Annotated in this window: 9 protein-coding genes; 7 read left to right on the top strand and 2 right to left on the bottom strand. The window is 43.1% G+C overall.

What is annotated here, in order from left to right; translation table 11 throughout:
* Positions 1–151: 151 nt before the first annotated feature.
* From SNE25_RS22560 to SNE25_RS22545, 4 genes are all read left to right on the top strand, one after another.
* The gene (locus SNE25_RS22560; protein WP_321561273.1) at positions 152–1,318 is read left to right on the top strand and encodes an efflux RND transporter periplasmic adaptor subunit; all 1,167 of its coding nucleotides are present in this window, start codon (positions 152–154) and stop codon (positions 1,316–1,318) included.
* Positions 1,319–1,355: 37 nt separating this feature from the next.
* Complete coding sequence (locus SNE25_RS22555; RefSeq protein WP_321561272.1) at positions 1,356–4,520, top strand: efflux RND transporter permease subunit; 3,165 nt, start codon at positions 1,356–1,358, stop codon at positions 4,518–4,520.
* Positions 4,521–4,542: 22 nt separating this feature from the next.
* On the top strand, positions 4,543–5,949 hold the full coding sequence (locus SNE25_RS22550; RefSeq protein ID WP_321561271.1) for a TolC family protein: 1,407 nt from the start codon (positions 4,543–4,545) through the stop codon (positions 5,947–5,949).
* 334 nt (positions 5,950–6,283) lie between these two features.
* Complete coding sequence (locus SNE25_RS22545; protein WP_321561270.1) at positions 6,284–7,951, top strand: hypothetical protein; 1,668 nt, start codon at positions 6,284–6,286, stop codon at positions 7,949–7,951.
* A gap of 81 nt (positions 7,952–8,032) precedes the next feature.
* Here the strand turns inward: SNE25_RS22545 and SNE25_RS22540 are convergent, their stop codons facing one another.
* Positions 8,033–8,359, bottom strand: a complete 327-nt coding sequence (locus SNE25_RS22540) for a DMT family transporter (protein WP_321561269.1) — start codon at positions 8,357–8,359, stop codon at positions 8,033–8,035.
* A gap of 70 nt (positions 8,360–8,429) precedes the next feature.
* The gene (locus SNE25_RS22535) at positions 8,430–8,993 is read right to left on the bottom strand and encodes a Crp/Fnr family transcriptional regulator (RefSeq protein ID WP_321561268.1); all 564 of its coding nucleotides are present in this window, start codon (positions 8,991–8,993) and stop codon (positions 8,430–8,432) included.
* Positions 8,994–9,302: 309 nt separating this feature from the next.
* Between SNE25_RS22535 and SNE25_RS22530 the strand changes: the two genes are divergently transcribed.
* The 3 genes from SNE25_RS22530 to SNE25_RS22520 are packed head-to-tail and all read left to right on the top strand — an operon-like array spanning position 9,303 to position 14,085.
* A complete protein-coding gene (locus tag SNE25_RS22530; RefSeq protein ID WP_321561267.1) occupies positions 9,303–10,556 on the top strand; it encodes a sugar MFS transporter in 1,254 nt (417 codons plus the stop codon).
* Complete coding sequence (locus tag SNE25_RS22525) at positions 10,549–11,403, top strand: ROK family protein (protein ID WP_321561266.1); 855 nt, start codon at positions 10,549–10,551, stop codon at positions 11,401–11,403. Before SNE25_RS22530 ends, SNE25_RS22525 begins: the two co-directional genes overlap by 8 nt.
* A 12-nt stretch (positions 11,404–11,415) precedes the next feature.
* Positions 11,416–14,085, top strand: coding sequence for a glycoside hydrolase family 2 protein (locus SNE25_RS22520; protein ID WP_321561265.1), 2,670 nt, complete (start codon positions 11,416–11,418; stop codon positions 14,083–14,085).
* Positions 14,086–14,117 lie beyond the last annotated feature (32 nt).

Raw genomic sequence — 14,117 nt, 5'->3', positions numbered from 1 at the left:
TTGGAATATAGGCTGTAACATTACTACCTTTCAGCCATCTAACTAAAAATTATACCGTATTTAGCGGCTGATATTGTTTTGCCCTAAATTTTTCACGATTATATTACCTATGATGTTCTTCAAAAGATCCTGTAAAAACAATAAAATAACTTTGTCCAAAAACGTAGCGTTGGTTTTCACTACCGTTTTATCGGCGGGCATTTTAGCTTCCTGCGGAGACAGCAAAAAACAAGGCGCCGGCGGTCAGGGCGAACAGATATTAGATTATAAAGTACTTACCTTGCAACCACGGCAGGCCACTTTAAATGTTGATTATCCTGCCAGTATACAGGGGCAGCAAAACATTGAGATCAGGCCCAAAGTTGATGGTTATGTTGAAAAGATATATGTTGATGAAGGCTCGATAGTAAAAAAAGGTCAGCTGCTTTTTAAAATAAACGCACCGCAATATGAACAGGAGGTACGCACCGCACAGGCCGGCATTAAAACAGCCGAGGCCGATTTGAGCCTGGCTAAGATGCAGCTGAATAAAGTTAAACCGCTTGTTGAAAAAGATATTATCAGCCATTATGAACTGGAATCAGCCGAGTATACCGAGCAATCAAAAGCGGCTGCCTTGGCACAAGCCAAAGCAAGTTTAGTAAATGCAAAGGTTAACTTGGGTTATACCACCATTACCAGCCCGGTAAATGGCGTTATTGGCTCACTGCCATATAAATTAGGCAGTTTGGTAACCAGCAGCACTACTGATCCCTTAACTACGGTTTATAATACCTCCAATATTTACGCCTACTTTGCAATGAACGAAAAGCAATTGCTTGACTTTAGTAAAGACAGCACGGGCACAAGCACTTTCAAGGCGAAATTGAGTAAGCTCCCCAACGTATCGCTGATATTGTCTGATGGTACAACTTATGGACATACCGGTCGTGTGGAAACGGTTAACGGGCTCATTAACACAGCTACCGGTGCTGCCAACGTAAGAGCCGATTTTCCCAATCCCAGGGGACTTATCCGCAGTGGCAGCAGTGCTACGGTGCGGATCCCAAATACCATTAAGGCGGGTTTACTTGTTCCTCAAAGCGCTACTTACGAGTTGCAGGATAAACGCTTTGTTTACCTGGTTGACAGTAAGAATAAGATAAAAAATGTTGCAATTACGGTAATGGATAATACCGCCGGACAATTTTATGTAGTAACTGGCGGTTTGCATGCCGGTGATAAAATAGTATTGGAAAGTGCCACTAATTTAAGGGACAGTACCACTATTAAACCTACCGCGGTAAGCGCCGGATCGGTTTATGGTAACCTTAAGTAATTGACCTTTAATTTATCAATCCTGTAAAAGCGCTATCATGCTTAAAAAATTTATAGAACGCCCGGTACTGTCAACTGTTATCTCGGTTTTACTACTGATACTGGGTATATTGGGTCTTATTAGCGTACCTATATCTCAATACCCTGATATCGCGCCCCCAACGGTGCAGGTACAGGCTTTTTACAACGGCGCCAATGCTGATGTGGTGCTCAAGAGTGTGATCATTCCACTTGAAGAACAGATCAACGGCGTGGAGAACATGACCTACATGACCTCTTCCGCCAGTAATGATGGTTCGGCGTCAATAACAGTTTATTTTAAAGTAGGAACCAATCCCGACCTTGCTGCTGTAAACGTACAGAACAGGGTTTCGCGCGCTACCAGTTTATTGCCGCTTGTAGTAACACAATCTGGTGTTACGGTAGCCAAAAGCCAGAGCAGTAACCTGATCATATTTTCATTATACAGTGAAAACAGAACTTACGACGAAACATTTCTGCAAAATTACGCCAAGATAAACCTGGTGCCCCAGATACAGCGTGTTACCGGGGTGGGCGACGCCCAGGTATTTGGTTCAAGGGATTACTCTATGCGGATATGGCTGAAGCCCGATGTAATGTCGCGCTATGGTTTGGTTCCGGATGATATTACAGATGTGCTGAATGAACAGAACATTGAGGCAGCCCCAGGTAAGTTTGGCGAAAATAGTAACCAGTCTTTTCAATACGTGATCAGGTATAAGGGGCGGCTTCAAACTGCGGCCGAATTTGGCAACATGATCATTAAATCGGTAGGTAACGGACAGTTGCTGCGTTTAAATGATGTGGCCCGCGTTGAATTAGGCTCGCTCGATTATTCCTTCCACATCATCACCAACGGCTTACCCTCGGTAGGTGTGGCCATCAGTCAAACGGCAGGTTCCAACGCCAGGGAAGTTATTAACCAATCAAAAAAGATCCTTGACGAAGCTTCAAAAACCTTCCCCAAGGGAATGAAGATCGCTTACCTGGTTGATGCCAATGAACTTTTAGATGCTTCTATTGAAAAAGTGATCAGCACATTGGTTGAAGCCTTTATACTCGTGTTTATTGTGGTATTTGTCTTCCTGCAAGATTTCAGATCGACACTAATCCCCGCAATTGCGGTACCGGTAGCTATTGTTGGTACTTTCTTTTTCCTGAACCTGTTTGGTTTTACCATAAACCTGCTTACACTCTTTGCGCTGGTACTGGCCATAGGTATTGTGGTTGATGATGCCATTGTCGTCGTCGAGGCGGTGCACGCCAAGCTCGATCAGGGTTATAAATCTGCACGCCGGGCCTCTATTGATGCCATGAGCGAAATATCGGGAGCTATTGTTTCCATTACGCTGGTTATGTCGGCAGTGTTTTTGCCGGTAACGTTTATATCGGGTTCTACCGGTGTATTTTATAAGCAGTTTGGTATAACGCTGGCAGTAGCCATTTTGCTTTCAGCGGTAAATGCGTTAACCCTCAGTCCCGCTTTATGTGCGCTGTTTTTAAAACCACATAAAAAGGGGGAACCCAAGCATGGTTTTATTAACCGGTTTTACACCATCTTCAACGCATCGTTTGAGGCGGTAAGCGGCAAGTATAAAAAATCGGTAAACTTTTTGGCCCATAAAAAATGGATTGCAGTTATGGCTGTAGTGATCTTCGCCGCTACGCTGGTTTACCTGGTGAAAACCACGCCATCCAGCTTTGTACCTAACGAAGACCAGGGTGTTGTGTTTGCTGCTATTAGCCTGCCGCCGGCATCGTCAATGGAGCGTACCGATGCCTTTGCCAACAAAATAGATAGTATAGGCCATACCTTCCCGGCAGTAGAAAGCACGCTTAAACTGGTAGGCTTTAACTTCATAGCGGGGTCGGGCAGTGCTTATGCCATGGTGATCATGAAGCTGAAAACCTGGGAACACCGTAAAGATAAAAACGATAGCCAGGAAAGTATTATCGGGCAGCTCTACGGCAAAACCAGTGGGCTGCGGGAAGCTACCGTGTTTTATTTTTCGCCACCTACATTGCAGGGATTTGGCAACGCCGACGGTTTTGAATTTCAACTGCAGGATAAAGGCGGCCATACCGTGAATGAACTGTATAAGGTAAGTAACGATTTTATAGCCGCACTGGGCAAACGTCGTGAAATTCAAAACTTGAACTCGTCGTTCAATCCCAATTTTCCGCAGTTTCAGGTTGATATCAATGTAGCCAAATGTAAGGAGGCTGGTGTGACTGTAAATTCGGTATTGAATACCTTGCAAGGGTATTATGGTGGCCTGTATGCCTCCAACTTTAACCAATTTGGTAAACAATACCGTGTAATGGTGCAGGCCGATTATGATTACCGCGCCAACGAAACTGGCTTAAGCAAAATATTTGTGCGTAACAGTGCCGGTACTATGGCACCTATTTCGTCGTTTATCTCGCTGAAAAGGGTGTTTGGTCCGGAATCTATATCTCGTTTCAACTTGTTTACGGCTATTTCGGTATCAGGACAGCCTAATCCGGGTTACAGTACAGGCGATGCTATTAAAGCGATACAGGAAACCGCTTTGGAGAGCTTACCTGCAGGTTATGGCTACGAGTTTTCGGGTATTACACGTGAGGAATTAAGCACAGGTACACAGTCGGCCTACATATTTATGCTTTGCCTGGTGTTTGTATACTTTTTGCTAAGTGCGCAGTATGAAAGCTATATACTGCCGTTCGCTGTATTGTTCTCATTGCCCGTAGGTCTGGCAGGTACTTACCTATTTGCAAAGATCTTTGGTATCGATAGTAATATTTATTTACAGATATCACTCATCATGCTCATCGGTTTGCTGGCCAAGAACGCTATCCTGATAGTAGAGTTTGCGCTGGAAAGAAGAAGATCGGGCATGGACCTGATACCAGCCGCCATAGCAGGTGCAGAGGCTCGTTTACGCCCCATCCTGATGACCTCCTTTGCCTTTATATTCGGTATTATGCCGCTGATGGTTTCGAGCGGGGCGGGAGCCAATGGCAACCGGTCTATAGGTACCGGCGCGGTAGGAGGCATGTTTGTAGGTACAGTGTTCGGTGTATTTGTGATCCCTATATTGTTTATTATTTTTCAGCACCTGCAGGAAAAAGTAAGCGGGAAGCGAAAGCATGATGAAGAAGATGACGATGATGCAATTGAAATAGAAAAGGCCCATTAATCGTCGGTTAAAAAGATCAGTTATGAACAGAAATTGTTTAAAGTATATATTTTTATTGACCTTGCTTTCGGCGGCGTTATTTTCCTGCCGGATAACCAAAAGCTATAAGCGGCCGGATGTAAATACCAATGGCCTGTACCGCGACCAGCAATCAACAGATACCGCCACAATGGCTTCTGTGCCATGGCAAAGCCTGTTTGCCGATACCATTTTAAAATCATTGATACAGGAAGGTTTAAGCAATAACCTCGACCTTAAAACCGCTGTACAAAAAATTCTGGAAGCACAGGCTGCTTTGCAGCAAAGTAAGGCAGGCTTTTTTCCAAGTTTAAGTGGTAATGCAAGTGTGCAACGGTCAAAACAATCTCAGGCAGGTTTAAATTTTCCTCCGGGCATTAATATCAACACCTTAACTACCACTTATCAAGCCGGCTTAAGTACTTCCTGGGAGGCCGACGTATGGGGTAAACTAAGCAGTACCAAACGGGCTGCCCTTGCAAGCTTTTTGCAAAGCGATGCCGCTAAACGGGCTGTTCAAACCCAACTGATAGCTGATATTGCAAATAATTATTTTAGCTTGCTGGCCCTCGATAAGCAACTGGAAATAACACAGCAAACTTTGAAAAACCGCATCCAGGATGTGGAAACCATGAAAGAGTTGAAAGCTGGAGCTGTTGTGAATGGTGCCGCCGTGGTACAAAGCGAAGCCAACCGTTATGCTGCCGAGGTATCGATACCGGATATTAAGAGAAGTATCCGTGAAACAGAAAATGCTTTAGATATTTTGCTTTCAAGACCGCCCGGCCCAATAACACGTAGTACCCTCACAGATCAAAAGGTAGTAATTGAACTGCAAACCGGGATACCAACGCAGCTGCTAACTAACCGACCGGATGTACAGCAAAGTGAGCTTGCTTTCAGGGCCGCGTTTGAGAATACCAATTTAGCGCGTACTTATTTCTATCCATCGTTTACCATAACGGCTTCGGGCGGATTATCTACCCTAAGTTTAAAAGATTTTTTCAATAAATCTATATTCTATAACGCTGCAGCTGGGTTAACACAACCCATTTTTAACCAGGGAATAAATAAAGCTCGATTGCATACCGCGCAAGCCCAGCAACAGGAAGCATTAAACAGTTTTCAAAAAACTTTACTTGTGGCCGGGCAGGAAGTTTCAAACGCCCTATATGCGCATGAAACAGCTGTAGAGAAGCAAGATGCGCGCAGCAAGCAGATCATAGCCCTGCAAAAATCTGTTGACTATACTCAGGAATTATTACGATACAGCTCGGCAACCAACTATACCGATGTACTCACCTCTGAACAAACCCTGCTGGCCGCCCAGCTAAGCGGCGTAAGCGACAAACTACAGGAACTACAAGCCATTGTGAACCTTTACCGCGCCCTCGGCGGTGGATGGAGGTAAGCTCATAGGACTTGCGCCAGTAGATAGACCCATCAATACAATGATAATCATAGCCCGGACTCATTAGAGTTCGGGCTTTTTCTTTTTACTGCATCCGTATTAATTATAAATTGAAATGATACCTATTAATTAAGTATTTATTAAGGTTTTTTTAATAGCGGGGCGCTTAATTTATAGTAATAACCAATTGTAACTGAGTGGCTTTATCCTCAAAGCTTCCGGACTTATTGACTGTAATATCTATGAAAATTTATGTTTTTGTACCCCCTTAGGGTTAAATGCGCCTATTCTTGAGTATTAACCAACATCAAACCAATTATTAAACATTTAAATTATGAATCTGAAAAATATTAAAGCCATATTTTTATTATCCTTATTGGCTATAATAAGCAGCTGCTCAAAAAAGGATCTTAAAAGCAATTCATCAATCGCCCCTGATGGGAAAAGTAAAAAAACATTCTCCTCGCCGGTAGGTGATGTGGTGGGGAAGATAACGGTGGGCTACCAGGGCTGGTTTGCTGCCATTGGCGATGGTTCGCCAATTAACATTTGGTGGCATTGGGCGCCGAATGCAAGCCAGGCACCATCAACAAATAATATAGGCATCAAATCATGGCCTGATATGCGTGAGTATACCAGTTCGTATCAAACGGGTTTTGCTAATTTGAATAATGGAAGTCCGGCAAAATTATTCTCATCTTTTAATGATCAAACTGTAAATGTACAGTTTCAGTGGATGCAGCAAAACAATATAGACTGTGCCGCCCTGCAACGCTTTAACCCTACTGGTGGGGAAGGACCTGTGCGTGACGCGATAACCGCTAAGGTAAAAACCGCAGCCGAGGCCAGTGGCCGTAAATTTTATATCATGTATGATATAACCGGATGGACGAATATGCAATCGGAGATCAAAACTGATTGGACTAATAAAATGTCGGCATATACTTCATCATCAGCCTATGCCAAACAAAATGGGAAACCGGTAGTATGTATCTGGGGACTGGGTTTTAAGGACGCTAACCATCCATTTTCTTCAGCTGTTTGTTTAGATGTGATCAATTGGTTTAAAGGCCAGGGTTGTTATGTAATAGGTGGAGTACCGGCCTCATGGCGCGATACCAACGCAATTGATATACAGCCCAATTTTTTACCAACCTGTAATGCGCTGAATATGATATCACCATGGATGATCGGCAAAATAGCCAATGTAACCGAGGCTAATAATTTTTATAACGACCATCAGGTTGGTGACCAGGCTTATTGTAATACCAATGGTATTGATTATCAGCCTTGCGTGTTGCCAGGTGATCTGCAATTGCGGCAAAGGGCACACGGCGATTTAATGTGGACCCAGTTTTATAACCTGATCAGGGGCGGTGCCCAGGGACTTTATATATCGATGTTTGATGAATACAATGAGGGGAACCAGATTGCTAAAACATCAGAAAACTCATCATTTGTTCCGGCTGGTTCTAATTTTTTATCACTGGATGAAGATGGTACAGTATGTTCGGCCGATTATTACCTTCGCTTAACCGGCGATGGGGGTAAAATGCTCAAAGGGCAAATTGGCCTTACCGCAATACGGCCAACCCAGCCGGTAGCAGGGGGTACCGGCACAGTCCCCTTCGGACAAACGGTTACCATAAAAGGTTCAAATAACCAATATGTAAGTTCTGAAAATGGTACCCAGGCCATGAACTGTAATCGCCCGGCAGCACAGGGATGGGAGCAGTTTACTGTTGTTAATGCAGGAGGCGGAAAAGTAGCTTTGCTAAATTCCGGTAAATATGTATCCTCAGAAAACGGAACGCAGGCCATTAACTGTAACCGAGCCTCCATTGGCCCGTGGGAACAATTTGACTGGGTTTTCAATGCAAACGGAACTATTTCGTTTAAGGGGAACAATGGAAAATACATTTCAAGCGAGGGCGGAACCCAAGCCATGACCTGCACACATACTACTATAACCGCTACAGAATCGTTCAGGATAAATCAATAGCGGTTTTGCCTATAAAAATAAAGCCGGTTACCATAAGGTTGACGCCGGCTTTATTTTTTTCCTCGAAGCAATACGATACCCTTATTCTGCAACAAATTTAAGCCCAACGATAGATATTACTAAAGTACTCAGGAAAAACAGGCGCCAAAAAGTGGCCGGGTCTTTAAATATTAATATTCCCGCCAATACGGTGCCTACCGCGCCTATACCGGTCCAAACAGCATACGCGGTTCCTATAGGCATGGTTTGCACAACTTTTATTAATAATACCATACTCAGGGTCATGGTTATAAAAAAACCGCCGTACCATAGGTAAGCTTCAAATCCGGTCACTTCCTTTGCTTTACTTAAACATGATGCGAATGCCACTTCGCAAAGGCCCGCAATTATTAATAAGATCCAATTCATAATATGTTATTTTTTTGTAAAGGTCGTGATGGGCATCAACCTGAAAATTAACATAGGATAAATAATGAAATTATCTGATCTCTGATCTTATCCGGCTCAAACTTACCTGTGTAATGCCAAGATAAGATGCTATGTGGCAAAGTTGTACCCTTTTGATCAGGTCGGGATTGTTTTCCAGGAGTGCCTTATATCTATCGGCAGCCATACTGAACTGCCGGGAAATTAATCTTTCTTCAACTTTGATCAATTCTATCTCGGCAAATCTTCTGCCCCAGTTAGCGATATGTATATCTTCATCAAAAAGCTTTTTCAGATCGCGTGTTTTGATATGATACAGTATACAATCTTCCAGAAGTTCAATATTTTCATATCCTGGCTTGTTTTCAACATAGCTCCGCATCGAAATAACAGTGTCACCTTCTTTACCAAACCAAAAGGTCACCTCGTTATCATATTGAAACAAATATGCTCTTACTATGCCTTTTTTAATAAAATAAACGCTTTTGCCGGTTTTCTGGGTTTCAAAAAGGATACGCCCTTTTGGCAAACTGATTTGCTCTATAGACTGCTCGAGTTTTAACGCCGATTTTTCCGGTATCACATAGATCTGATTAATGATTTGTTTAATATCCACAGTAAATGATTAGTTTTTGAAGCTGTATTCTAAGATCAGCAAAATATTGCTCAAGGTAAAAAACAACCCTTGATAATGTCTCTTCCATTTGTAAAACCTGGCTTTATAAAATAAGACAATCTAATTTTGCATAGCGTATATTTGTTAGGATTGATGCGATTTCTCCTGCTTGCCCATCATCCATATACAATTAATTTAGTTTTTAAATTTTTTTAAAAAGTAATTGTAACAAATTAAATAAGTTGCATCTTTAAAAGAATAATTGCGGATATTAACGCAATCAAAATTGTAAACCATTATTTATAACCAATGAAACGTAACTACTACATTGTAGCATTGATCATGCTGATCTTTTTTGTTATCTCGTTTTTAACCAATGTAATAGGTCCTTTAATACCAGATATTATTAAAGTATTTAAGTTGAGCTATACGATGGCGGGCGTGCTCCCGCTGGCGTTCTTCATAGCGTATGGTGTTATGTCGGTTCCATCGGCCATTATGCTCGAAACTTTTAAGGAGAAGAAAATAATGGTGGCTGCATTTATAGTGGCTTTTTTAGGCTCGCTGCTGTTGGCTACGGTTCCAAATTATTTAAGCGCCATAGTATCCTTATTCCTGATCGGCTGCGGAATGGCTATGCTACAGGTGGTGATCAATCCACTGCTAAGAACATCCGGCGGCGAAGAGAATTACGCTTTTACCTCGGTACTTGCCCAGCTTATATTCGGTTTAGCGTCTTTCCTTAGTCCGCTTGTGTACTCTTATATGGTTAAGGCATTAAAAGAAGATAATCACGGGGGCATTATGGGGCTGCTGCATTCGTTAGTCCCCGAAAATTTACCCTGGATCTCACTTTACTGGCTTTTCGTGGTTATTTGTCTTGCCATGGTCATCTTGTTGGCGTTTACCAAATTCCCTAAGGTTGAGTTGAAGGAAGATGAGCAAGTAGGCTCTTTACAAACGCACTTTGCCTTGTTTAAACAACCCATAGTTATCCTGTTTTTGGTGGCTATGTTTTGCTATGTAGGTACCGAGCAAGGCATTGCCAACTGGATATCTCAGTTTTTAAATACTTACCATGGCCTCGATCCGCAAACCAAAGGGGCTGATACCGTGGCTTATTTCTGGGGGTTGATGACTGCGGGAGGTATCCTTGGATTGTTTTTATTAAAGGTAATGGACAGTCGTAAAGTGCTTATCGGTTTCACCATATTGGCTTTGATTTGTCTAACAGCGGCTCTGTTTGGGCCAACAAATGTGGCTTTGATCGCGTTCCCGCTGGTTGGTTTTTTTGCTTCGGTAATGTATCCGATCATCTTTTCGCTTGCGCTTAATTCTGTCAGCAAAGATCACGGTTCTTTCGCGGGGCTGTTGGTTACGGCTATTATCGGAGGCGCTTTAATACCTCCTGTTATCGGCCTGCTGGGCGATGCATTTGGTTTAAGGGCGGGTATGTTCTTTTTGTACATTACCCTGGGCTATATCCTAAGCGTAGGCTTTTGGGCCAAACCGCTTATCACTAATAAAACTATCGATATAAAAAAGAAAACGGCTAATGAATAATACTAAAGTTATAGGGATTGACCTGGGTGCTACAAACATACGCGGGGCGATTGTTGAAGGCAGTTCGCTGTCAGCTATCGTATCGCAAAAAATAAAGAGTGACGGCTCTGTAGAAGAAGTGTTAAATGATATTTATAAAGTGGTTGATGCCTTATTGAAGGTAAATAACGTTGCGGCTATTGGCATTGGCGTACCCAGTGTGGTTGATGTAGCCGAAGGGATTGTTTATGATGTACAATATATACCATCATGGAAAGAAGTGCACCTAAAACAATTAATGGAAGCCCGTTACCACATACCCGTTTATGTGAATAATGATGCCAATTGCTTCGCCGTAGGCGAGTTTTATTTTGGCAAGGGCCATAATGTCGATTCGATGGTGGGGTTAACGCTGGGAACCGGTTTAGGAGCAGGTATCATGATAAACAAACATCTGTATGCCGGATCTAACTGCGGTGCGGGAGAGTTTGGGTTATTTCCGTACCGGGATAATATATTGGAGTATTATAGCAGTGGCTCGTTTTTTACTAATGTGTATGGATTAGATGGGGTGCAGGTATTTGAGGATGCTCAAAAAGGCGATGCAAAGGCTTTAGAACTTTATAAAGAGTTGGGCAAGCACATAGGTAATGCCATAAAACAGGTGATGTATGCTTATGATCCGCAATTGATTGTACTGGGGGGCTCAGTCAGGCAGGCGTATCAATTTTTTGAGCAAACCATGTGGCAGGAGATCAAAACCTTTGCCTACACAAAAACTGCCGAACGTATAAAGGTAGAAGTGTCGGAATTGCAGAATAGCGGCATTATAGGGGCCGCGGCCTTATATTATGATAGTCAACAATAAAATAGCTATAGCATGAAAAAGCTCATATTTACGCTCATTTTACCCTTTACTTTTTGCCAGGCGTTTTCGCAGTCAAGGCAGGAAAATTTTCAATTGATCTTAAAGGATGACTGGAAAATGCAGTCGGCCGTAACCGATGCGGCACCGGCCGATAAAATTTCAAAAGAAAATTACGATACCCAAAGCTGGTACAAGGTAAGCGTGCCCACAACTATAATTGCCGGCTTACTGGCCAATAAGATATATGATTTTGACCCTTTTATGGGGCGAAACCTGATGAAACTAAAAGACGCCAAATTAGACAAACCCTGGTGGTTTAGGCGTGAGTTTACCTTGCCTGCGGCAGAAAATGGTAAAAATGTGATACTGCGTTTGCATGGTATTAATTACAAAGCTAATGTATGGCTCAACGGCATAAAAATAGCCGATTCAACCCGGATAAAAGGCCCTTTCAGGATCATTCAGTTAGATGTAACCAACCACATCAATTACACTGGCAATAATGTACTTGCGCTGGAGGTGGTAAGACCATTTACGCCTAACAAATCAAGAGGCGACTTAGCAATTGACTATGCCGACTGGATACCTTATCCGCCCGATTATAACGGCGGGATAGTAAATAATATTGAATTAAAAACCTATGACAAAGTAGGAGTGCAGTACCCACTGGTTACCACCAAATTTGATCTGCCATCATTAGCCGTAGCCCATTTAACGGTAGATGCGCAAGTGACCAACTATACCAATACCGCCCAGGATGCTGTAATTAAAGGACATATTAATAATGATGTAGCCTTTGAACAAAAAGTACATTTAATGCCTAAGGAATCAAAAAATATAACCTTTACGTCCGAGGCTTTTAAGCAACTAAATATACAGAATCCGCGTATTTGGTGGCCCTGGCAGTACGGCAAGCCCGAATTGAATAGGGTAGACCTATCGGCTGAGGTTGATGGCAAAGTGGGCAATACGTTGTGGGAGAAATTTGGTATCAAACAAATGGATTCCAAACTTTTAAATAACGAATCGAGAGTGTTTATGGTGAACGGCAAACAGATCATGATCCGCGGAGCGGCATGGTCACCAGATATTTTTCAGCGCCGTTCGCCCGAAAGACAGGAGCAGGAAGTGAAGCTGGTGCGTGATATGAACATGAACATCATCCGTTCGGAAGGTAAAATGGAGGATGATAACTTTTACGACCTGTGCGATAAATACGGCATGCTGGTAATGACTGGTTGGATGTGCTGCGGCGTATGGCAGCATCCCGAGCATTGGGACGCAGCAGAGCGTAAAGTCGCCATGGCATCAGACAGCAGCGTAATGTACTGGCTGCGCAATAAAGCCAGCTTATTGGTGTGGCTTAACGGCAGCGATATGCCACCAACCGATACTTCTGTTGAGCGCGATTATCTGAAGATTGAAAAAGCCCTGAAATGGCCAAATCCCGTAATTGCAACTGCTAATGAAGGCAAGTCGAAAGTTTCGGGCTATAGCGGTGTAAAAATGGCCGGTCCTTATGAGTGGGTGCCACCTATTTATTGGGAATCTGACAGTACCCATAAATTTGGCGGCACCTGGAGTTTCGCTACGGAAATATCGCCGGGCCCGTCTATTCCTCCTTATGAAAGCCTGATCAAATTTATTCCAAAAGATTCGCTATCAACGTCTTCAGCAGCTTGGTTATACCATTGCGGTACGGGCTCGTTCGGTACAACAAAAGTATTTGACAAGGCATTAACGGAACGCTACGGGGCATCAGCAACTATTAAAAATTATATAGCCAAGGCACAGGCGCAAAACTATGAGGCCCATCGGGCTATGATGGAAGCTTACGGATTAAAAAAATACGATACCGCTACCGGTGTTGTGCAGTGGATGTTGAGCAACCCCTGGCCGGGCATCATCTGGCATACTTATGATTATTACCTGTACCCTGCAGGTACCTATTTCGGCATGAAAAAATCGATGGAGCCATTGCATGTGATGTATTCGTACAAAACAAAGGAGGTAGGTATTATTAATTCATATGCTAAAAAGTTTACCGGCTTACAGGTAAAAGCTACGGTTTATAATATAGATGGATCAATAAAATACACCAAAACTGCACCCGCTGCTGTCGACGCTGATGCCTCCAAAATGTTTTTTGCCATACCAGCCGTAACCGGATTATCGCCAACTTATTTTGTGAGGTTACAGCTTACCGATAACGCTGGTAATGTACAAAGCATTAATTGGTACTGGTTATCCCAAAAAGCAGAGGTACTGAACTGGAAGAAATCAACATGGTTCACCACCCCAGAGTCTGCTTACACAGATTATACCGCGTTGCAGCAAATACCTAAAACTGCATTAAAACTTAGCCATATACAAGGTAGCGCGGGCAGTGATAGCACCACCCATGAAGTTACCATTACCAACACCGGCAAATCGGTAGCGTTTTTTGTTCACCTGAGGGCCTTAAAAGGCAAAGAAGGGGATGATATACTACCGGTAATATTCAGCGATAATTATATATCCCTCGCTCCGGGCGAAACGAGGATAATTAAATGTACTTACAGTAATAAGGACGCGATGAACAACACTCCTTATTTCCTAACTTCGGCCTGGAACCTGGATACAGAAAAGAGTACCGGCGATGGTGATCAGTCGGGCTTTGAAGATGGGTTGCCGGTTGATTAACCACCTCTAAATCTCCTCCAGTGGGGGAGACT

Source organism: Mucilaginibacter sabulilitoris (assembly GCF_034262375.1).
Classification (GTDB): Bacteria; Bacteroidota; Bacteroidia; order Sphingobacteriales; family Sphingobacteriaceae; genus Mucilaginibacter; species Mucilaginibacter sabulilitoris.
This window is presented reverse-complemented; position numbering and strand designations above follow the sequence as displayed.